Source organism: Halopenitus sp. H-Gu1 (assembly GCF_041821145.1).
Classification (GTDB): domain Archaea; phylum Halobacteriota; class Halobacteria; order Halobacteriales; family Haloferacaceae; genus Halopenitus.
This window is the reverse complement of record NZ_JBGUBC010000002.1, coordinates 191,102-212,992: the sequence shown is the minus strand read 5'-3', so window position 1 is coordinate 212,992 and position 21,891 is coordinate 191,102. Positions and strand designations below refer to the sequence as shown.

The 21,891-nt window shown below is 60.9% G+C and carries 20 protein-coding genes and 1 pseudogene; 9 read left to right on the top strand and 12 right to left on the bottom strand.

The genetic code is table 11. From position 1 onward, the window contains the following. Positions 1-35: 35 nt before the first annotated feature. Positions 36-1,208, bottom strand: a complete 1,173-nt coding sequence (locus ACERIT_RS02685; RefSeq protein ID WP_373673264.1) for an MFS transporter — start codon at positions 1,206-1,208, stop codon at positions 36-38. Positions 1,209-1,708: 500 nt separating this feature from the next. Here ACERIT_RS02685 and ACERIT_RS02680 point away from each other — a divergent pair, with 500 nt between their 5' ends. Then, complete coding sequence (locus tag ACERIT_RS02680) at positions 1,709-2,404, top strand: DUF4013 domain-containing protein (protein ID WP_373673263.1); 696 nt, start codon at positions 1,709-1,711, stop codon at positions 2,402-2,404. 51 nt (positions 2,405-2,455) lie between these two features. On the opposite strand, the gene ACERIT_RS02675 is transcribed toward ACERIT_RS02680, so the two are convergent. From ACERIT_RS02675 to ACERIT_RS02655, 5 genes are all read right to left on the bottom strand, one after another. Then, positions 2,456-3,598 (bottom strand): ABC transporter ATP-binding protein, encoded by a 1,143-nt coding sequence (locus tag ACERIT_RS02675; RefSeq protein ID WP_373673262.1) that lies wholly within the window; start codon positions 3,596-3,598, stop codon positions 2,456-2,458. A gap of 14 nt (positions 3,599-3,612) precedes the next feature. Continuing rightward, complete coding sequence (locus ACERIT_RS02670) at positions 3,613-4,521, bottom strand: carbohydrate ABC transporter permease (protein ID WP_373673261.1); 909 nt, start codon at positions 4,519-4,521, stop codon at positions 3,613-3,615. Positions 4,522-4,611: 90 nt separating this feature from the next. After that, positions 4,612-5,469 carry a carbohydrate ABC transporter permease gene (locus ACERIT_RS02665; protein ID WP_373673260.1) on the bottom strand — a complete coding sequence of 286 codons (858 nt, stop codon included), beginning with the start codon at positions 5,467-5,469 and terminating at the stop codon, positions 4,612-4,614. A 200-nt stretch (positions 5,470-5,669) separates the two neighbouring features. After that, positions 5,670-7,043: an extracellular solute-binding protein gene (locus tag ACERIT_RS02660; protein WP_373673259.1), complete on the bottom strand. Its 1,374-nt coding sequence runs from the start codon at positions 7,041-7,043 to the stop codon at positions 5,670-5,672. 110 nt (positions 7,044-7,153) lie between these two features. Next, positions 7,154-7,993: an NAD-dependent epimerase/dehydratase family protein gene (locus ACERIT_RS02655; RefSeq protein WP_373673258.1), complete on the bottom strand. Its 840-nt coding sequence runs from the start codon at positions 7,991-7,993 to the stop codon at positions 7,154-7,156. 117 nt (positions 7,994-8,110) lie between these two features. Here ACERIT_RS02655 and ACERIT_RS02650 point away from each other — a divergent pair, with 117 nt between their 5' ends. The 4 genes from ACERIT_RS02650 (at position 8,111) to ACERIT_RS02635 (ending at position 11,790) form a co-directional block, all read left to right on the top strand. Further along, complete coding sequence (locus ACERIT_RS02650; RefSeq protein ID WP_373673257.1) at positions 8,111-9,274, top strand: mandelate racemase/muconate lactonizing enzyme family protein; 1,164 nt, start codon at positions 8,111-8,113, stop codon at positions 9,272-9,274. A 153-nt stretch (positions 9,275-9,427) separates the two neighbouring features. Continuing rightward, entirely contained in the window at positions 9,428-9,556 is a 129-nt protein-coding gene (locus ACERIT_RS02645) for a hypothetical protein (RefSeq protein ID WP_373673256.1), read from the top strand. A gap of 432 nt (positions 9,557-9,988) precedes the next feature. Next, positions 9,989-10,750, top strand: coding sequence for an IclR family transcriptional regulator (locus ACERIT_RS02640; protein ID WP_373673255.1), 762 nt, complete (start codon positions 9,989-9,991; stop codon positions 10,748-10,750). Positions 10,751-10,851: 101 nt separating this feature from the next. Next, positions 10,852-11,790 carry a dihydrodipicolinate synthase family protein gene (locus ACERIT_RS02635; protein WP_373673254.1) on the top strand — a complete coding sequence of 313 codons (939 nt, stop codon included), beginning with the start codon at positions 10,852-10,854 and terminating at the stop codon, positions 11,788-11,790. A gap of 51 nt (positions 11,791-11,841) precedes the next feature. Here the strand turns inward: ACERIT_RS02635 and ACERIT_RS02630 are convergent, their stop codons facing one another. Further along, positions 11,842-12,477, bottom strand: a complete 636-nt coding sequence (locus ACERIT_RS02630; protein ID WP_373673253.1) for an IS6 family transposase — start codon at positions 12,475-12,477, stop codon at positions 11,842-11,844. A gap of 97 nt (positions 12,478-12,574) precedes the next feature. Between ACERIT_RS02630 and ACERIT_RS02625 the strand changes: the two genes are divergently transcribed. Then, positions 12,575-13,021 carry a DUF123 domain-containing protein gene (locus ACERIT_RS02625; protein WP_373673252.1) on the top strand — a complete coding sequence of 149 codons (447 nt, stop codon included), beginning with the start codon at positions 12,575-12,577 and terminating at the stop codon, positions 13,019-13,021. A gap of 181 nt (positions 13,022-13,202) precedes the next feature. Here ACERIT_RS02625 and ACERIT_RS02620 read toward each other — a convergent pair whose 3' ends face one another. The 3 genes from ACERIT_RS02620 to ACERIT_RS02610 form a co-directional block, all read right to left on the bottom strand. Continuing rightward, a complete protein-coding gene (locus ACERIT_RS02620; protein WP_373673251.1) occupies positions 13,203-13,643 on the bottom strand; it encodes an acyl-CoA thioesterase in 441 nt (146 codons plus the stop codon). Between the two features lie 76 nt (positions 13,644-13,719). Then, the gene (locus tag ACERIT_RS02615; protein ID WP_373673250.1) at positions 13,720-14,229 is read right to left on the bottom strand and encodes a bifunctional nuclease family protein; all 510 of its coding nucleotides are present in this window, start codon (positions 14,227-14,229) and stop codon (positions 13,720-13,722) included. Between the two features lie 30 nt (positions 14,230-14,259). Beyond that, on the bottom strand, positions 14,260-15,051 hold the full coding sequence (locus ACERIT_RS02610) for an ArsR/SmtB family transcription factor (RefSeq protein WP_373673249.1): 792 nt from the start codon (positions 15,049-15,051) through the stop codon (positions 14,260-14,262). 101 nt (positions 15,052-15,152) lie between these two features. Between ACERIT_RS02610 and aglM the strand changes: the two genes are divergently transcribed. Then, positions 15,153-16,502 (top strand): UDP-glucose 6-dehydrogenase AglM, encoded by a 1,350-nt coding sequence (gene aglM / locus ACERIT_RS02605; protein WP_373673247.1) that lies wholly within the window; start codon positions 15,153-15,155, stop codon positions 16,500-16,502. 233 nt (positions 16,503-16,735) lie between these two features. Here the strand turns inward: aglM and ACERIT_RS02600 are convergent, their stop codons facing one another. Further along, a complete protein-coding gene (locus ACERIT_RS02600) occupies positions 16,736-18,166 on the bottom strand; it encodes an alkaline phosphatase family protein (protein WP_373673246.1) in 1,431 nt (476 codons plus the stop codon). Positions 18,167-18,465: 299 nt separating this feature from the next. On the opposite strand from ACERIT_RS02600, the gene ACERIT_RS02595 reads away from it, so the two are divergent. After that, positions 18,466-19,437, top strand: a complete 972-nt coding sequence (locus tag ACERIT_RS02595) for a phosphoadenosine phosphosulfate reductase family protein (RefSeq protein ID WP_373673245.1) — start codon at positions 18,466-18,468, stop codon at positions 19,435-19,437. 128 nt (positions 19,438-19,565) lie between these two features. Here the strand turns inward: ACERIT_RS02595 and ACERIT_RS02590 are convergent, their stop codons facing one another. Next, positions 19,566-21,035, bottom strand: coding sequence for a flippase (locus ACERIT_RS02590; protein WP_373673244.1), 1,470 nt, complete (start codon positions 21,033-21,035; stop codon positions 19,566-19,568). Between the two features lie 206 nt (positions 21,036-21,241). Here ACERIT_RS02590 and ACERIT_RS02585 point away from each other — a divergent pair. Then, positions 21,242-21,874: pseudogene (locus ACERIT_RS02585) on the top strand (IS6 family transposase). Positions 21,875-21,891 lie beyond the last annotated feature (17 nt).

Here is a 21,891-nt window from a genome sequence, read left to right as displayed (position 1 = left end):
CGACGGCGCATGGTGATCACGGGCGTGGGTCGGGGTCAATACCCGAATCCGAGCACCTCGTTGGCGACGATCGTGGCGAACGCCAGGGTGAACAGCCCGCCGAGCACGAGAAACGAGACGTCCCAACCGAACGTGTCCGCGACGAGTCCGGCACCCACCGATCCGGCAGAACCGACGACGGTATAGACGGTCCTGACCAGTCCGAAACCGGCACCGCGTTCGGAATCCCCGAGTGCATCCATGAATCGCGGATCGATCGCCGAAAAGAAGCTCGAACCGAATCCCGCGAGGACGATCCCGGCCACTACGCCGGCGACCCCGGGGCCGAGGACGAACGACAGCGTGCCGATCCCGCCGGCAAGCATCGAAAGACCGATCGCGACGTCGCGGCCGATATGATCGGAGAGCCGACCGATCGTGACTTGTGCGCCCGCCCGAACGAGAAAGAACGCCGAAAAGACGGTTCCCGCAGCCGCGGTCGTATACTCACGAACCGAGACGAGGAACGTGGGCAGAAACGACAGGAGTCCCTGAACGACGTAGGTTCCGATCATCGCGAGCACGAGCGGAAAGACGATCGACGGCCGCGAGAGCAGTTCGAAAAGCGGTTCGAGCCGGACCCGTTCGCGCATCCGTTGGTCGGGCCGTCGCGGGTCCGTCGGTCGAACGCGCCAGAAAAAGAGCACGGCGATCGGGACGCCGACGGCGGCGGAAACGGCGATCGCGGGGCGCCATCCGTAGCGTGTGCCGATCCACGCGGCGGCGACCGGCGCGGTAAGTCCGGCAAGTGGCCCGCCCGCGGAGTGGATCCCGATCGCGGTCCCGATGTCATCGAAGGTTCGCGAAAGCAGCGTCGTCGCGACCGCATAATGGAGGCCGGCCACGAGCCCGAGCAGGATCGCAACGAGTCCGAAGGCGACGAGCCCGGGAGCAAACGCCAACAGAACGCTCATTACCGAGGTGCCGCCGACCGCCAGGAGGATGATCGAACGTTCCCCGTAGCGGTCCGCGAGGATCCCGCTTGGAAACTGTGAGACGCCGTAAGCGAACCACATCCCGGAGAGAGCCATACCGATCGCGGTGTTCGACGCCGAGAAGTCCTCGACGATGAGTGGCACGACCGGGCTGATCGCAAGCCGGGCGAAGTAGGTCACGAAGAACGCCAACATACAGAGCGTTAACACCGTGTGGCGGTAGTTCCAGTTCACACGTGATCGGCCCCCTCACGCCTCTTCCTGCCGGCTGTCGCACCTGACTCGAACGGGTCGGTGTTGGCCGGTCCGCGATCGTTCCAACACATGTCCGCCTGCATGCCACGGCATTTTGGTCCCGAGGCCATGTACATACTGGTCGCGCTCGGCGATCGAGGCGGATCGTGCTCGGAGGTCGAGAGGGTGATATCGCTCCGATAGCCGAGGCAAGGGATCGGAGCAAAACGGACACCGAATCGTCGATCGAGCTATCCGGGAAAAGTTAAATGTACTAATTAATAACCCACAACGTTGATGTAGTAATCCCGTTCATTAGATCGAAAAGACTGTGCATATATTAGAAATAATTTATACCAATTTATATTATATAATCAGATAAAGACCGATGAGCGAGCACAGCCGCTACCGTCAAATAAAGAGACACGTACTTCAGGATCCAAACGGTCGTTCAGGATGCATCGAAGCGTTGTTGTATCTCTCGTTCCTTTCGAGCCACGATGGTCGAACGATACGCCAAATATCCGATTAGCGATACGGCAGGGACACAACTGCTCGCCCTCGTGCTTGCGAGCCTCTTTGCCACAATGGGGGTTCTCCAACTCGGAATCGCCGTCCTGTTTCCCGTAGCGATCATCCCGGCGATGGTCGGGATCGGAGTGATCGCCCGAGTGCTCACCGAAAGTGCCGTCGGGGAGAAGACTCCGCCGGCGATCGAGCAGGCCTCCACGTTAGTCGGAGCCGGACTGCGTGGGACGACCGTCGTGGCGGCCTCCGCGATCATCCCCGTTCTCACGCTCCTCGGGGGGCAGCGGGTTCTACTTGCCCTCGGCACGACGGGCGGATCGGACGGCGGTATCCTCCTGTTCGTGGTCTCCGTGACGATCCTTTCGGTCGTCGCGTTCTTCGCCTATCTGGCCCCGATCGCGATCGCACACGTCGGGGAGTCCACGTCCGCTCGGCAGACGTTCGACTCCCGAATTTCCACGATCGCCTCGCGGACTGAGTATCTGGTTGCGTGGGGGTCGAGCGGCATCGCGTTGCTCGGCGTCGGCGGTCTGATCGCTCTCATGCGGGCGAACGGTGGCCCGATAGGGGATCTTCTCGGCATCGCGATTCTCGGGTACGCGATTCTGGCGTGGGCCCACGCCGTGGGATGGGCGATCGGTATCGCGAAGCGGCGAAGCAACTCATAGAATTCGTCGGCCAGTTCGCGTTCGTGACCGTTTCGGTGAGCAACAGGGGTGCTACTCGGCTGCAGAGAACAGCTCCTCTCGTTCGGTGACGGGATGTCGAAGTGCCGATCCGTCACGCTTATCGAACACGTAAAGGGACTCCTCGGGGAAGCGCATACCGATGTAGTCGCCGGCACTCGCCTCCTTACGACCGGGAACCGTGGCGACGATCGTCTCCTCGACCGCGTCGTCCCTCGGGCGGAGATAGAAATTGCTCTCCTTTCCGAACGGCTCGATGACGTCGACGGTGACCCCGATGTCGTTATCCTCGACCGGCTCCGAAAGCACCGTGACGTCCTCGGGACGAACGCCGAGCGTCACCTCCGTCGCCGAACCGAGTTCGTCCGCGGTCTTCCCGGAGAGTTCGTAGCTGAAGAAGTCGCTCACGAGCGTGGTTCCCTCGAGTGAGCACTCGATGAAGTTCATCGACGGTTCACCGATGAATCCGGCCACGAACAGGTTGTTCGGTTCGTAGTAGCAGTCCATCGGCGTCCCCAACTGTTGAAGTTCCCCCTCGTTGAGGATGGCAAGGCGATCGGACATGGTCATCGCCTCCGTCTGGTCGTGGGTAACGTAGACGGTGGTGGTGTCGAACTTTTCCTGGAGCCGCTGGAGTTCCGTGCGCATCTCGGCACGCAACTTGGCGTCGAGGTTCGAGAGCGGTTCGTCCATCAAGAATACTTCTGGATCGCGGACGATCGCACGCCCGAGCGCGACCCGCTGTTGCTGGCCACCGGAGAGCTCGCCGGGAACCCGATCGAGAAGCTCGGGGATGCCGAGCATCTCCGCGATCTCCGTGACGCGCTCGTCGATCTCCTGGCTATCGAGATCCGTCGACTGCTGTAGACCGAAGCTCATGTTCTCTCGAACGGTCATGTGGGGATACAGCGCGTAGGACTGAAACACCATCGCGATATCCCGCTCTTGGGGCCGTTTGCCGCTGATCGGCGTCCGATCGAGTTGGATGTCGCCCTCGGAGACGGTTTCCAATCCGGCTATCATCCGGAGCGTCGTCGTCTTGCCACAGCCACTTGGCCCGACGACGATCAGGAACTCGCCGTCGCGAATGTCCATGTTGAGGTCGTTTACCGCGACGATCTCGCCGCTTTCGTCTTGATACGTTTTCGTGACGTCGTTGAAACTCAAATTTGCCATGTCTAATCACCTCGTCAGTATTTGACACCCTCTGCGAACTGCTCACCGAACAACACGTAGACGATGATGGTCGGGATCGCTGCGATGAACGCACCCGCCATCTGATGGTTGTACAACACTGCATACCCGCTGTTGAGGTCGTTCAACACGAGCGTGACCGGAGCACCCGTGGAGGGACTGGTCCCGCCGACCAGGATCAACGCGTAGAGGAACTCGTTGTATATCTGGGTGAACTGGAAGATGAAGACCACCATGAACATCGGATACGAAAGCGGAAGGATGATCGTCCGATAGATGTTGTAGATGTTCGATCCATCGATTTGCGCGGCCTCGATGAGATCCTGATCGATGGTGAGATAGTACCCCCGGAACAGGAGCGTACAGATGGCGATCCCGTAACAGGTGTGGGTGATGATCAACGTCAGTATCGTGACGTGTTTCGACTGAACGAACCAAAGCGACATGATCCCCAGGTTCGCGAGTATCGATTCCAGTCCGATCACGGACCAGAACTGCGAGAGGGGTACGAGGATCGCCTGTTTCGGGAGGAAATTCGCCATGATGAACGCGGACATGAGCGCGATCTGTCCACGCCAATCGACCATCGTCAACCCGAACGCCGCGATGCTGCCGAGTACCGCCGAGAACACCATCGCGGGGAGCGTGAACAGCAGGCTGTTCCACATCGCCGGCGAGAGCGTTTGCCAGGCGACTATCCACGGCTCCAGCGTGAATCCTCCCGATGGCGGAAGAGCGGTGGGCAGCGTCTCGGCGAAGGCCGTCTGCGTCTTAAACGACGTCGTGAATCCCGCATACAGCGGCGAGAGGTACATCAATGCACCGGCCACTGCAAGGAGGTAGGCGACCGCGTGTTTTCGTGAGATCGATTCGGGAAGCCGGATCATATCACGTGTTGCTTGCATGCTTGTGACCTCGAGTTGGATCCGCCGGTGAAGGGAACGCTTGTGATCGGTCGTGTCTACCTACGCGGCCACCCGTACGAGCGAACACGCTCACAGTTCCCCCCGTTGGTACTGCCAGTAGAGGTACGGTGCCAGGATAACGATCGTCATCGTGAACAGAACGGTCCCGAGTGCCGCACCGTAGGCCCACTGGTTGGCGGCGAACGCCTGTCGGTACATCATCACGCCCAGGATATCCGCCGAGGGACCAGGATTACGGCCGAAGACGACGAACAGCCACGTGAACGCCTTCAGCGAGAATACCATCAATACGACCGCGCTACTTACTGCGGCCGAACTCAACTGTGGAATGATCACCTTTCGATACATCGTGAAGAATCCCGAACCGTCGATCCTCGCCGCTTCATAGTGTGCATCCGGGATCGTTCGAAGATTGGCCAGATAGATTATCATCGCGTATCCGCTGAACTGCCAAACGAGCGCGATGATGACCGAATAGAGTTTCAAACTGGGATTGCCTATCCAGTTCAACGCGAGGACGTCAAGCCCGATCGCGCGAAAGATCGTATTGATAACGCCGATCTCAGGGTTGTACATCCACTGCCAGAAGACCGCCGTCACGACGAACGACAACGAGAACGGCAACAGGAGGATCGTCCGGAAGACGCCTTGCCATTTCAATACGTTATCGACGACGATCGCCAGCGCCAGCCCCACGATCAAACATAACACCGTGAATACGAGAAGCAGAACGATCGTGTTGGTCGCTGCATCCCAGAACGCGGGATCCTGCAACATCTGAGCATACATTTCGAAATCGAAGTTCCCGACCGCGTACTCGGGACGAACGATCCCCGCAAAATCAGTCAACGAGATGATAAAGTTCCACAGAATGCCGCCGTACACGAAGATTCCAAGAAGAACCGTTGGCGGCAGCCAGAACGGCATTGAACGAACGAAATCACTCCGAAAATACGATCGAGGCGTCGCGACGGTCTCCGATCGGTCCCCCTGTTCGGACTCGTCGAACACCGAACGGAGTTTGCTGATCACACTCATCAACAATACGGGTGTTAGAGAGAAACTATAAAACAACTTCGGAAGATGTATTGGTCGAATTCCCGAGTCTCTCGGGACCGAGATTCGCGTCAGGACTGGATGGCGCTCAACAACGCATCCGCCGTCTCGTCGACGTTCCGGTTCTCAATGAATCGGGACATCGCATTCTTGAGCGCGACGTCCTGTTGGGGAGTCACGCCGTCGCCGTGAGCGATGGTCAGCGGCTGGGTGTCGGAGTTCAGGAAGTCGTCGTACTGACGGGTCAAGAACGGCGGGAACTCGTCCATGGAGACGTCGGTACGGATCGGGATCGAGCCCTTAAGCGGGTTGAAGATCTCCTGTGCCTCCGCGCTGCCGACCCATTCCATCCAGGCGTCCGTGGCCTCGGGCGACGGATTCGGCTTCGGATACGGGAATCCGTCGGTGTTGATCTGGTAGGCACCCTCGGTTCCGGGGAACGGGATGTGGTCCCAATCGTCCTCGAAGTCGTAATCTTCGACTTCCTGGTAGTTCCCGGCGAGCCAGTCGCCCTCCTGAGCGAACCCGGCTTCACCCTGAACGACCTTGTTACCGGCCTCGTCGTTGTCGATCGAGCCCGCGTCGGGAGTGAGGTGATCGATCATTTCTGCAGTGACTCCGAGCGAATCACCGACCTCCGAACGGACGTCCTCCCCGTTTCGGAACTCTCGGTACGTCTCGGCGCCGTACATGCCCATCAGGACGTTCCCCCACAGTTGCAACGTCGACCACGCCGCGGACTGTTGAATCGAGAGCCCGGCGGCGTCGGTAGCGTCCTCGATCTGGACGAGTACCTCGTTTAGCTCCTCCGGGTCGCTTATGCCACTCGGATCGACGCCCGCGTCCTCGATAAGGCCGATGTCGTAAAACAGGTTGTTTATCCGATGAATGTTCATCGGAACCGCGACGTAGGGGTTGTCCGGATCGCCCGCGCGGGCAGAGAGCTTTGCACCATCACGGACGTTCTCCTCGAAGTCGCCTTCCCAAATATACCCGATGTCCTTGAGCGCGCCAGCCTCGACGTAATCGGAGAGGTTCCGGCCGGGCCAGTCCTGCCAGGTGCTCGGCGGATCGTTGTTGAGAACGCGCTCTCGGATCACGGCCTGAAGGTTCTGTCCTCCGCCCCCGGAGACGGGGTTCTCCTTGATCTCGATGTCCGGATTTCGCTCCTTGAATCCATCCTTGAGCGCTTCCATCGCCACCGCATCGCCGCCGGCGGTCCACCAGTGCTGGATCTCCAGCGGGTTCGGCCCGCCGTCGCCGTTTCCGTTTCCACTGCTTCCGCCGTTCCCATTCCCGCCGCCATTTCCGTTTCCGCCGCCGTTTCCGTTCCCACCGTTCCCGCCGTTACCGCTGCAACCAGCGAGCGACACGGTCCCGGCCGCGGCAGCCAGTTTGATGTACTTCCGTCGGTTTATGCTATCAGTCGAGCTATCTTTAGCCATGAAGTCGCCTCACAAGCAGTTGCTAAGCGACTATTGTTAAGTTTTTTGCTATCGTTCACCACGGGAAGTTTGGCCGCACCGATCCGCCACCGTCGAAGACGCTCCGTAGATCACGCCGGTGGTTCGTCCCAGGTCTCGCCGTTATCCTGGGGTGCGTAGCCGAGGAGCTCCCTCGCATGCTCGATATCGAACCAGCGTCGATCGTTATCGCTGACGCCGTTGAAGATCCCGAAGGAGACCTCGTCGTCTTGCAGGCATCGATCCACCAGGTGGGCGAAGTCCCGCCGGGAGTTCCACGTCGCCTTCATGCGTTTCACTTCTTGGCGGTACGCCTCTGATCCGCGTTCGATGCGACCCTCCTCCACGGCGGCCTCGGCATCGCCGTACGGGTGATCGTGCTCCTCGTGGCGCACGGAACAGATTCGCAACGCGTAGAACTGATCCGGATACGTATGATTCTCGACGTACTGGCGCCCGATCGTCTCGCCGAACACCTTACTCGTCCCGTAGTGGGAGTCGGGCCGAACGGGATCCTCGTGGCTGAGTCGCAGGTCGAATCCGGGCTCGTAGAGATCCGGAGCAAACTCCTCCTCGTACATCCCCATGACGTGGTTCGTCGACCCGAAGACGACCGACTCGATTTCCGTCTCCCGAGCGGCTTCCAACACGTTGTAGGTCCCGACGATGTTCGGCTCGAGCACGTCGCTCCAGTTTCCGTCGACGAACGGGTACGCCGCGAGGTGAACGACAGCATCCATTCCTTCGAAGGCCGATCGGACCGCTTCGAAGTCGCCGACGTCCGCGACGACGGTGTCGTAGCCGCCGTAGGGATGATCCTCGTCCCTGTCGGAGCGATTCAGATAGGTGAACTCGTAGGCCGGATCGTCGTGAAGATGATCGATTATCGCCGTGCCACACCGTCCGTATGCACCCGTCACTAGAACGTCCATACGAATCGGTTCTGTTTCCACATAATAAATCTGCAGATCATTCGTCAGGATCGCGATCCGGCAAATACGGTGAGTTCGTTCAACAGATATTTCATCCGGGCGATCACCACTAGAGCCATGGAAGTTCGATCGATCGAAGCGATCCCGCTATCGTATGCGCTGCCGGACGACCGCGGCTTTGGCGGCACCCGTGGCATAACGCACAGCCGTGCGGTGACGCTCCTTCGACTGGAGACGGCGGATGGGGCGGTCGGATGGGGAGAGGCCTCCGCGCCACCGCAGACGGTTGCCCGGGCGATGGAGGAGGTCGTCGCGCCCTACCTCGAAGGGCGATCCCCGCACGACGTCGAGACGCTCACCTCCGACGTCTACGCCGGCGACTACCACATGGGTCGGGGACCGATCGTCCACAGTGCGGTCAGCGCGGCAGACATCGCGCTCTGGGACCTGAAGGGCAAGGAGATCGGCGAACCGATCCATCGCCTGCTCGGAACCGCGGACGACGACCGCTTCATCGACGGCTCCGATCCGGTCGAGAACGTCCCGTACGCCTCGACCATGTACATCACCGAATGGGGACAGGATCCGGCCGAACCGATGGAGGAGGCCCTCAACGAGGGGTTCAATGCGGCGAAGATCAAGATCGGCCGAGGGATCGACGACGACGTCGAGCGGGTGAAGACCGCCCGTGAGACGCTCGGCGAGGACGCCCACATCATGGTCGATTACAACGGTAATTACCGGCCCAAACAGGCGGCGCGGGCGATCGAGGCGATCGAGCAGTACGACATCACGTGGGCCGAAGAGCCGATCCCGCCGGAGAACGAATCCGGCTATCGCGAGCTCTCCCGGACGACGAACGTCCCCCTCGCGGCTGGAGAGGCCCACTACAGCCGATTCGAGTTCAAGCGGCTCATCGACGACCGAACCGTCGACATCGTCCAGCCGAACCTCACGCACTGCGGGGGGCTCTCGGAGGCACGCTTCATCGGCAAGCTTGCGACGACCGAGAACGTCGGCATTCGACCGCACGTCTGGAATGGGGCGGTCGGACTGGCCGCATCGCTCCACTTCGCCGCATCGATTCCGGCGTATCCCCACTCGGGAGCGCTTCCCGAGCCGGTCCTCTTCGAGTTCGACCGGAGCGAAAATCCGCTTCGGGACGAACTCCTCGAGGACCCGATCGAGCCGGACGATGGATCGGTCGACCTGCCAAGCGAACCGGGGCTCGGGATCACGCTCGACGAGGCGGCCGTTGAGCGATATCGCATCGAGGAGTGAATCCGCCGAGCCCTCTCGGGTGGGCCACGGGATCGATCTTCGTTTTTTACCCCTGACAACACGTCACTCCTCGTTTCTCGACTCTGACAACGCGTCGCTCCTCGTTTCTCATTCCTGACGACACGTTCGTGACTGAGGAGGTCCTCTAGGCCGATGGTGGCAGATCCTCCGATGCGTGGCAGTACTGGACGGATCGGAGGTAACTGGACTGGGAACGGGTTCTGCGGACTCGTCGACGAAGCGTACCACGTATCGACGCTTTTGCTGGCGGATTCGCTGTGAAGCCCGACTGCCACCTCAACCTGGTGGATGCGGCCGTCGGTTCGCCGTCGTTTCGGAGTACCACGATCCTTCGAAGGGTTGCCGCGAACGTGTGTCGACGTCACCGAGTCCGATCGGGACGGCCGCCGCCCAGAATCGTTCGCGCCAGGAAAACGACATTCGAATCGTTTTCCAGAAGGAAATTACATATGTAGTTTTGTAAAGAAGCGATGCGGTGAGGATCGAGCGCCATCGGAGCGAGTACCGTCGGTCGTCACTTGCCGTATTCCGCGGATCTCGAACGATGTGCTCGCAGGTCGGAGGTCAAGCAGACTCCTCGTGGAATGGTTTGGAGTGACGTCCGGACCGATCCGAGTCGGGAGAACGGGTTTGACGCTCGAATCGTTCGAGAGAAGAGAACAGAATTAAATGACACCGCATCGGAAAGCGGGCATGGCAACGAGCGACTCAAAACGGATCGAGGCCGTTCGAAACACCTGCCGGATCGTCGACGTGTTGAAGGACCGCGGACGGTGTGGTGTGACCGAGATATCCGACGAGCTGGACTTCTCGAAAAGCGCCGTTCACGCCCACCTGGCGACCCTTCGCGAGGAGGGGCTCGTGGTGAAAACCGACCGGGAGTATGGACTGAGCCTAGAGTTTCTCGATCTCGCCGAACACGCAAAGGGGAAACTCGCCGACCAACAGATCACACAAAAGGTGCGTGAGTTGGCCGATGAGACGGGGGAGGCGGTTCACTTCGGAACCGAGGAGCAGGGTCAGGTGGTGTACACCGCCAAGTCCTACGGCGACGCCGCGGTGAAGACGGCCTCACGAATCGGAAAGCGAATGCCGATGCACTCCACCTCGCTCGGCAAAGCGATGCTTTCCGAGTTCCCTCGCGAACAGGTCGATCGAATCATCGACGAACACGGGCTCCCCGCACGAACCGACTCGACGATCACGGATCGCGAGGAACTCCACGAGGAACTCCAGCGTACGCGGGAACGTGGCTACTCGATCGATGACGCGGAGAACATTCCCGGAGTTCGATGCATCGGGATGTCGGTTTGCGATCCGGACGGCGACGTGCTCGGCGGACTCAGCGTTTCGGGTCCGCTGGAGCGCATGACCGATGACCGTCTGGAGGAGGATCTCTACCGGACCCTCGCGCAGGCGACGAACATCATCGAGGTCAACACGATGTACTCATGAATCGGGACCAACACGAGGTACTCATGAGTGCCCTCGATCGACGTCGATCGCCATAGGTCATACCGGGGGTTTAATACAGTGGGATTACACCCCTCACCACGATGGTAGCAGCTGATGATCGGGTCAGGCAACGGCTTCGTGGGGTCGCCGTCGGCCTACTTACCCCGTTCGACGAGGACCGGGAGATCGAATACTGGAAGATCGAGGAGAACGCACAGGCACACTACGACGCCGGTATACGGACGTTTCTTGCCGCCGCCAACATCAGCGAGTACCACTCGCTGTCACAACGAGAACGCATCGAGGTCGTCAAACGAAGCATCGACGCGGTACCGTCCGACGCCTGCGTTCTCGGGGGCGTCGGGGGAAGCCTCGATGACGCCGGCGAGTTGATCGAAGGATACGATCGAGCGGGCGTCGATGCGATGATGGTCATGCCGCCGGATCACACCTACGTCCACGAGCGGGGACTGATCGAGTACTACCGGAAACTGGACGCGATGAGCGAGGCCCCGCTTGCACCCTACGTTCGGAGTTTCGATCCCTCCGTGGAGTTTCTGGCGGAGTTGACGCGGATCGATGGCGTCGTCGGGATCAAGTACGCGTTGAAACAGCCCGTGACCCTCGCAGAGGGGATCGAGGCCGGCGCGGACGACGTGGTGTGGGTCGACGGGCTCGCCGAACCGTATGCCGTCTCCTACTGGGCGGAGGGAGTGGAGGGATTCTCCGCCGGGGTCAGCAACTTCCGCCCCGAGATCGGGTTGGAACTGTTCGATGCACTCTCGGCGGAGAACTGGGAGCGTGCGCGAAAGCTTCGAAATGCCTGTTTGCCCTATCAACGCTTCCGGGAGAAGACCGGATCCGAAAACACGATTCCCGGTGCGGTGAGCGTTCCCGTAGTCAAGAAAGGCCTCGATCTGGCCGGTCTCCACGGCGGTACGGTTCGACCACCGATCCGACCGCTGGCCCCCGAACAGGAACGGGCCGTCGAGGAGATCTATCAACAACTCGACGCGGACATCGAACGTCTGATCGAGTGATCGACTCGAAGTTCCATCGTCGCTGACGAGACAGGGCAGATAGGGTAGTGTTCAGATAAGCTGATTCCATGCGAAAGCGAACGATCTCAGCCACTCGTTAGCAGTTTCTGCTTCGGCGTTGCTGAAACAGTTTGTGAAACTGTTAGTTCTGCGTTTTACCTCACGAAAGACACGTTCGACGCTGTTCCGATTTCCCTGTCGTTCATATCTGAAGTCGAGGCCGTGTTTGCGACAGGCTCGCTGAAGTGGAACCGCTCCATCGACGAGAACCATCGCGTCATCCACGTCGTGTTTGTGGCGGAACTTGGCGAAAAACCGATCTGCGATTACGTTCGTTCTCGTCGGCTCAAGCTGTGTATGCAGCAAATCGTTTGAATCAGGATCGACGGCGGCGTACAGCCAGTATTGTTCATCGTCAAGCTGAATCACGGTCTCATCAACCGCAACGTGATTCGGGCTCCGACCAGTTTCTGGCTGTAGATCGGCCTTGTGTACCCAGTTATGAACCGTGGATCGAACCCGATCAACACCGAATACCTCAAGAAATAAAACAGTATTCGAAAGCGATAATTTAGACAGATGAAGATGGATACTGAGCTCCATCAACAGCGGCGGTGTTGCTTCTCGCTCCACAAACTCCACGTTTATTTCGTCTAAACAGCCGCTGAGGCGGTCGTTTTCGGGCATCGATCACTTTGAAAACGCACCGCCTCTCCTCCGTATCTGAACACCGCCTTCACGAGGACCCAAATTCGTATATGCGTTCTCGATGAACGGTCGAGCGATGAGTGACCGCTCCGCGACCGGCGGGACCTACACGCTCGTGATCTCGGTTCCGGAGCCGACCGCGATCCCGGTCGGCGCACTCGGAACCATCGAGTTCCCTGCTGGCGGCTACGCCTACACCGGCAGTGCACTCGGAAGCGGAGGGTTCGCCCGGGTGGATCGGCACCGGGAACTGGCCGCCGGCGAGCGCGAGACCCGCCACTGGCACGTCGATTATCTGCTCGGTCAGCCGACGGTCACGATCGAGGACGTGGTCCGGACGACCGGCTACGACGTCGAGTGTGCCGTCGCAAGCCGTCTGGGAGCCGGTCCCGCGGCCGGTTTCGGCGCATCCGATTGCGACTGTTCGACCCATCTCGCTTCCCGGGAATCGATCGAGGGAATGATCGCGGCTGCCGAGACTGCCCACGCGGAGGCAGTAAGACGAACGGAAGGGACGGGGTAAGGACGGAGACGGAAGGGACGGAGACGAGGACGGAGACGAGGACAGCAAAAACGGATGCGAACGTGGAATGAGGATGCGAACATCGAATGAGGACATCGACGCGAACGCGGACGGAGATCCAAATGAGGACGTCGACACCAAAACCGGACCGTCTTGAACGGGGCGCTGGCCCCGCCACCCATCACGCCGATTCGTCGTCGAGCGCGGCATCCAGAAGCCGTTGCCCTTCGTCGGTCGAGACGGTGAGTTCGGGAACCGGGATCGGGTTTCGATCGTCGTCAATGGCGACGAAGACCATGTAGGATTCCGTCGTGAGTTCCTGATCGCCGCTTTCGGGATCCTCTCGGAACACCCGGGTTCGGATTCGGATACTCGTCTCGCCGGTTCCGTAGACGTATGCCTTGACGAGTGCGATCCCGCCGACCGGGACGGGACGGCGGAAGTTCACCTCGTCGAGATGCGCCGTCACACACGTCTCGCCGGAAAATCGCATCGCACACATCGCGCCGAGTTCGTCCATCCACTTGAGGACGTTTCCCCCGTGGGCGGTTCCGAGATTGTTCGCCTGGTTCGGCTGGACGAACCACCGATTCTCGAGATACGTCTCCATCAACTCCGGCATACTGACGTCAACTCGACCGGCCGAGTTGAACGTTCCGTTCGGATCGAACCGGCGGACCGCCGGCTTTCGGGATCGCTTAGATCCCCTCGAACTCGTCGTCCGGATCCTCGGACCACTCCTCCGGCAGGTTCTGTGTGTCCGAGTCGGCGTCGGCGTCCATCCCGACCGCCTCCGGCGGGCGGCCACCCTCGTCGACCACCGCGTCCGTGACGACGATCGGACATTCCACGCGCACGGCGAGCGCGATCGCATCCGAGGGACGGGCATCGAAGACGAACCGCTCGGGGTGGCCCTCCTCGTAGCGTTCGATATCGACTTTAGCATAAAAGGTCCCGTCGCTCATGTCGTCGATGCGCACACGATCGACGGCCCCACCGAACTCCGTGAGCACGCCAACGAGCAGATCGTGTGTGAGTGGCCGCTCGAACGGTTCGCCCTCGAGAGTCATCCCGATCGACCGCGCCTGCTCGGGCGTGACGAAGATCGGCAGGACCTCCTCCCGAACCGCCAGGACGACGGCCGGCACCTCCTCGCCGTCGAGTCCCCGTCCGGCACCGATCGCGACGACCTCGGCTTGGTGGTCCATACGGACGGTAGACGCTCCGGTGGCTTGTAGCTACTCCCTGTCCGGGGTCGAGAAGTATCCGAGGTTGTAATGCCAGTAGATCCACGCGAGCGTGAAGACGATCGCGGCCCCGAGAAAGAAGACGACCCCCGGCTCCAGAAGCGAGACCGCGTGTTCTGCAGCCGCCTCGGCGCGCTCGGCGGCCGCACCGTCGAACGTCACCTCGACGATGGGCGTCTCGGTGTCGGCCGCCGAGGTCGCCTCCGCCAGTTCGGTCGCGGTCGGCTCGTCCATCGACTCGACGTTGACGGCCTCCTGTGTGCCGGCGTCGCCACCGGCGGCCCCACCGGAATCGCCGGTGGACGAGACTGCGTACCCGTCCGCGCCGGCGTCGCCCTCGGGCACGGAGACGGACAACAGCGACTGGACCGCAAGCGCCGCCAGCCCGAGGAGCCCGTATCCCCCGAGGAGCCGCTTTAACGCGGTCTTGATCCCGCCCTCGCGGGTGGACTGTCCGGCGAACAACACGAGTGGCTCGCTTGCGGGGGCGTAAACGTTCATCTCTCGACCCTTCTCGGAGTAGACCGTATCCGCGACGCGGACGAGATCGGCTTCCTGCAGGTTGGAGAGGTGGTACTGAACGTTCTGCAGCGAGGTATCGATCGACTCCGCAAGCTCCGAGGTCGTGGCCGGGTCCTCGTGGAGCCTTGCGAGAACCGACCGAGCTGTCCCCGAAGAGAGGGCGGCAAAGAGTTCGTCAGCGTCCTCCTCGGAGACGTCGACGACCCGCGGTTCCTGGTCGCCGATGGAGACATCAGGGGTGGAGGGCAGCAACCGGGCCATACCAGACAGTCACACAGGAGCGTACAAATCCCTTGTGTCGGACGCTCCCGTCGAAACGTTCCGACGGAAGACTCTTGAGCCGACGGTCGACACCAACACGTATGCACGTCACCGTCGTCGGCAGCGGCTACGTGGGTACGACCCTCGCAGCCTCGCTCGCCGACCTCGGCCACGAGGTCACCGCCATCGACATCGACGAGACGGTCGTCGAGACGCTCAATGACGGTTCCGCGCCGATCCACGAGCCCGGTCTCGACGAACTGGTCGCCAACCATGCCGGTGATCGTCTCACCGCCACGACTTCCTACGAGGCGATCCCGAACTCCGATCTCACCTTCCTCGCGATCCAAACGCCATCGAACTCGGACGGATCACTCGATCTCGACGCGCTGGCCGCGGCGACCGAGATGACCGGCGAGGCGCTTACGAACGCTCCTCGTGGCGAGGGTCGGGACGCCGACGACCGTCACCTCGTCGTGGTCAAGAGCACGGTCGCGCCGCCGGCACTCACGGAGTTGCGCGAGGCGCTCGCGAGCGGTCTCGGAACCCACGACGTCACGGCCGCAGCGGACGATTCTGACGGGAACGCCGCCGACCGCGTCGAGCTCGCGACCAACCCCGAGTTCCTTCGGGAGGGGACCGCAGTCACCGACTTTCGCGATCCGGATAAGGTCGTCTTCGGCACCGAAGCGGGCTGGGCGCTCGACCGACTCGAAAGCCTCTATGAGCCGCTCACCGCGGAGACCGACGCGCCGATCGTCCGAACCGATCCGGAGACCGCGATGATGATTAAATACGCCAACAACGCCTTTCTCGCCGCGAAGATCTCGCTTGTCAACGATCTCGGAAACGTCTGTAAGGAGTTCGGGCTGGATGCCTACGAGGTGATGGAGGCGATCGGACTGGACGACCGCATCTCCGAGCGGTTCCTCCGATCGGGGGTCGGATGGGGAGGGAGCTGTTTCCCCAAGGACGTCTCCGCGATCATTGCTGCCTCCCGAGAGGCGGGCTACGACCCCGCCCTCCTGAACGCCGCCGTCGAGGTGAACGACCACCAACCGGATCGGCTACTCGGGTTGCTCGATGACCACGTCGACGTCGCCGACAAGCGTGTGGCCGTCCTTGGGCTCGCGTTCAAACCCGGCACTGACGACACACGCAACTCTCGGGCGATCCCCGTCATCGAGGGACTCCTCGATCGCGGTGCCGAGGTCGTTGGCTACGACCCGGTCGCGACGGCGAACATGCGCGAGCGGTTCCCGGACATCGAGTACGCCGCCGACGCGGCTGAGGCACTCACGGGAGCGACGGGCGCGCTCGTGGTAACCGACTGGGACGAATTCGCCGCGCTCGACGAGGAGCTCGAGACGATGGCCGAGCCGGTGGTGATCGACGGTCGACGGGCGATAACGCGCCGCGAGGGAATCGTCTATGAAGGGTTGACGTGGTGACCGATCGGGATAGTCGAGTCGGACCGCAGTTAGCCGGGCAGTCGGACCGCGGTTAGCCGGGGCGTCGAGTCGGGTCGCGGTTCGGCCGGCATTCGTTTGGCCCCCGTTTCCGAGTTCGGGAACGTTCGAAACCCCATCCGGGCCATCAGAACGGTCGATTTATCGTGGATCCGGGAATCACTCGCAAAGGGTCACTCGGAGGAACTGACTCGGAACGGGTCACTCGCAAAGAGTCACTCGGAGACGACGAGTGAGTCGCCGTCGAGGGACGAGTGGTCTGCGTCGACGTCGAGTTGGTCGAGAATGGTCGGTGCGATGTCGAAGAGATTCACGTCGTCGCCGATCTCGACGTCGGGATCGGTCGTGTACAGGCAGGCGTTCTCGAACTTATGCATCCCGTTTCGGGGACCCTCGCTGAAGACCTCCTTGTCGCTCCCGAAGCTGGCCTTCAGGTCGAAGCCGTCCGCGGGAATGACAACCAGATCCGGAGCGATCTCGGTGTGGTCGCCCTCGAAGGCCTCCTCTCCCGGGACGATCCGCTTACAGACGGACCGACCATCGGGCCCCTCGAGCTCCTCGAGATCGGCGATCAGTTCCTCGCGGACCGCCTCGTAGTCGTCTTCGGGGACGCTCCCGCGTGGCTCACGGCCTTCCAGATTGAGATAGAGGCGACCGGGAATGAGGGAGTAGGCCCGGGCGTCGTCGGCGATGCCCGCGAGGGAGTCGGGGGCGTTGGCGTCTTCGTCTGCATCATTCTCGCCGCCACCACTGCTCCCGCCGCTCTGGTCGCTGTCGCCCTCGCCGCTGTCACCCTCATAGGCGAGCCAGCCCTGCTCCTCGAGCCAGCGGTTGAGATCGACCTCGTACTCCAATCGCGTGAATCCGTGATCGGAGGCGACAACCAGCTCGGTGTCGTCGTCCAGGCGCTCGCGGATATCGCCGATAGCGGCGTCGAGTTCGCGGTAGAACTCGAGGAAGTCCTCGGCGTACTCGCCGTCGGTCGCGTAATCGCCGAACAGGAAGTGGTTGACGCGATCGGAGGTCATGAACACGCCGAAGAAGAGATCCCAGTCGTCCTCGTCGACGTAGTGACGAAAGACGTCCCGGCGTGCCTCGAGGGTCGCGTGTGCGTTCTCGATGAAATCGGTCTTGTCCGCCTCGTGTCCAAGCTTCGCGTCGGCGTCGATCGCGTAGTCGTAGCGATCGAGCGTCCGCCGGAGTTCGTCGTCGCTCGACGCCTTCTCGATCGACGGCGAGAGGAACCCCGAGACCTGTCGCTGGATCCGACTCGTGGGCGGGAACGTCACGGGGACGTTCAGGACGGTCGCATCGCGGCCGTCCTCAGTAACGAGATCCCAGATCCGGGCCGCCTCGACGTGGCTCCCCATCGGGACGTACGTCTCGTAGGAGCCACGTTCGCGGTCTTGAAACCCGTAGACTCCCGTCTGGCCGGGGTTCTGGCCGGTGGTGAGGCTCGGCCAGCACGCGCTCGATTCCGGCGGGACGATGCTCTCGATCCGACCACCCGACCCCGCCTCGGCGATCGCGTGCAAATTCTCGAAGATGTCCGGATGATCCTCAACCAGCTCGTGGGGGACGCCGTCGATCCCGAGAAAGACGACGCGATCCTCCGAGCCGCCGCGCAGCTTATCGAACAGACCCATACCCGGAAACGGTACCTCGCCCGAGTTAGCTGTTCGGATGTTCGACGAATACTGCCCGAATCGCGGTCGGACGCAGCCGGTCTCGATCACGGTGGTCCCGTGGGGTGACACCGTGAATCCGGGAGACAGTCCCCAGTCAGGACGTCATCCGGCGACCGGTCTCGCGCCGCTTCGATCGAGCGCCCTACGAGACCGATCGAGATACCGGCAGCCATCGCACTCCGTATAAATGATCTGGGGTATCGGAGCCGTGAAACCAGGTGGAAAGCCTCATACGTACCCGTTGGTACGTATCCGGTATGTCGTCGAAGTTTCCGGAGTACGTCGACGTCGAGTACGACGACGGAGCGGGCGAGTCGCCGGCGGACTACCCGTCGCTCCAGCACAAAATCGAGAAGGCCATCGAGGTGACGAAGACGGGCCTCGAGGAGTACGAGAACCCCGCAGTCATGTGGACTGGCGGGAAGGACTCCACGCTCACCCTCTATTTCATCAACGAGGTGGCCGAGCAATACGGCTACGAGAAGCCGACCGCGGTCTTCATCGACCACTTCCAGCATTTCGACGAGATAACCGACTTCGTCGAGCACTGGGCCGACGAGTGGGACATCGACGTCGTCTACGCGCGCAATGAGGACGTCGGCGACTACGTCGACGAACACGGACTCGAACCCGGCGACGACATCCCGATCGAGGCGCTCAACGAGCAGAATCACCATCACGTGCGGGACATCCTCGAATACGAGGAGGACACCTTCCCGTTCCTGCTCGACACCTACGTCGGCAACCACCTGTTGAAGACGGTCGCATTGAACAACGCCCTGGAGGAGTACGGGATCGACGGCGTCATCTCGGGCGTCCGCTGGGACGAACAGGAGGCACGCGCCGACGAGACGTTCTTCTCCCCGCGTCACGATCCCGACATCTACCCCCCACACGACCGCATCCAGCCCATCCTCCAGTTCGCCGAAGCCGACGTCTGGGACGCCTTCTGGTACTACGTCGTGCCCGATACCGTCGAGGCCTTCCCCGATGACGGCTACGTGCCGGAGTCGGCCGACGACCTCCCCGACGGCGTCGAACAGGCCGACGTGCCGATCTCACCGAAGTACTTCGCCGGCTTCCGCTCGCTGGGGAGTGAGGTCTCGACCGAGAAGACGACCGGCGAGCCCGCCTGGCTGCAGGATCTCGAGAACACGACCGAGCGCGCGGGGCGCGCGCAGGACAAAGAGGACCTGATGGAGCGACTGCGGGATCTGGGGTATATGTAGGATAGCCGCGGAAGAACAAGTCGACTTGAGGACGACGATCGATCCGAAACGTCACTCGGAAGACACGAGACGAAGGATACTGGAGTTCGTTTCGCGTCTTCGCGTATTACTCCATCATTCGGCCCCGATCACGGCGCGCCGACCGAAGGTATCTCAACCGGCGAGTTGTCCCTGACGACACCACGGAACCGGGAGGAGATCACGAACAGCGTGAAGACATACACTCCGGCCCCAAGAGTCACGATCGCGATCACGGTGGCGGCGTTGTGTGCGAGGATTCGATATGTTGATTCCATCCATAGAGCACTCTGAACCACGATCCCCATCACTCCGGCAGCGAGCCATTGTCTGGCGATCTCGCGGATCGGGACTGTCACCGCCATCATACGCCGAAGGTAATAGATGGCGACGATGAGTCCGATGAACGCTGACAGTACGGTCGCGATCGCGGCACCGATCCACCCATAGATCCGGATGAAGACGAGGTTCAACCCGACATTCGTTACAATAAAGACGGCGTTGAGCCGAAACGAGAGGTCTGGACGATCGATCGCGTTGAGCGTGTTCGAAATCTGAAGCTGGTAATCGTAGATGAGCACGGCGAAGATTAGCGGTCCGAGAACCGCGATCCCGATAACGAACTCCGAGCCGTAGATCTGCAGGAGTCGCTCACCGAGCAACACGCCACCGACGAGACCGGGAATGATGATCAGGCCGCCAAACGCCAGCCCATCTGCGAGAAGTCCGCGAACTTGATCGTGGTCGTTATCGGCGGAGAGCTGGCTCATCTCGGGGAACATCGACGTTCGAATCGACTTGCCGAAGATCTGGAGGAACGAGGCGATATACCATGCGACCGAATAGATACCGATCAGGTTCGCGGGCGCGAATAATCCGAGAATTGCGACATCGATCCAGTTGAACGTCCGGCCGCGAACGCCGCCGAGCCAAGAGTACTTCGCGTAGGAGGTCAGCCCCTGGAGATGTTCGTAGTTCGGCCGAACCAGCGCGTCGCCCCCGCCGTAGAGCGCTCTGAGGACGATGACCATCCCAATCGTGGCGGCAAGTGCCGTTCCGGCGGCCCATCCCGTGACTAGGCCGAGTACCTCGTATCCAAGAGCAACCAGACCGACTTGGAGGACGGCGCGGGCGATCGTTCGCAGCGTCGAGATTCCTGCTAGCAAGTGAACGAGTTGCTGTCCCCTCAACGCCGCCGCCTGGTAGCCGTACACGAGAGTCGTGACGATGAGCACCACGACGAATACCGCACCATTCGGGTGACCGATATACGACTGGATGACTGAGGCGCCTCCGGCGATCGCCGCCACCATCACGGCAGTTAACGAGCTGATCAGGAACGCGCCGGTCACTAGGTACGCACCGCGATCCTCGCCCTCACTGACACGTTTCGTGATCGCACCGCCGACGCCCATCTCGCCGGCTAGCCGGAGCCAGGAGACGACAGCGAGGAGGAGGTAGTAGATCCCGAGCGTTTCGGCACCGAGTGTTCGAGCGAAATACAGCGTGGCTAGAAACCCAATCGCGGAGGTCACGACGTTAGAGAGAAACTGAATGAAGGAGGTCTGGCCGAGACGCATGGACGTTATAGTGGTCAAACGGCGTCGGGGGTAAAGAACGGGGTGGATTCTGACGTCACAGCCAAAGTCAGGTTGTATACCCTAATTCATGTGTATATTGTTCAATTTCAGGGCCAAAATGATCATTCTTCTCCGCCATATCTGTTGGTTTTTCCCTATTTGGCGGTGTTAAGTTAAGGATGAGGCGGTTAATGATTCGAGTGTCTATGTCCGGATCCAACCGCCTCACCGAGTCTACCGAGTGGATCGGCTTGGGGTTTGTGGAGCGAGAGCGGACACCCCGCGAGATCATTGAAATGGGTATTCGCCACCATCTCGCTGGATTGTCACTTTTGAATACGGTTGTTCTTCTTGAGGGATTGGGTGTCAAACGGAGACGTACCGCAGTTCATAACTAGATACAGAAGGCTGAACTACAGCCGGCTGGCGGTGAAAGCCCGGATCGTGTCGCGGTCGATCAAAAAGCGACCCGAGTCAATAATAACAGGTACTGGCTGTATGCGGCTGTCGATCCTGAAACGAACAGAATTCTGCACACACGGCTGTTTCCGACGTATACGACTGCGATCGCACGGGAATTTCTGGCCGAGTTGATCGAGAAACACGACGTCAAAGACGCCGTGTTTCTCGTCGACAACGCAGACGATCGTATCGGTGGCCTTCGACAAGAAAACCTCAGCTACCGCGTCCAACAACACGGCTTCAGAAATTCTGTCGAACGTATCTTTCGTGAGGTAGAACGTAGAACGTCTTCGCTCTCAAACTGTTTCAGTCATGTCGATCCGCCGACCGCGGGAACGTGGTTACAAGTCCACGCCGTCTGGTGGAATCATGCTTAAGTTAACACGACCCTTTA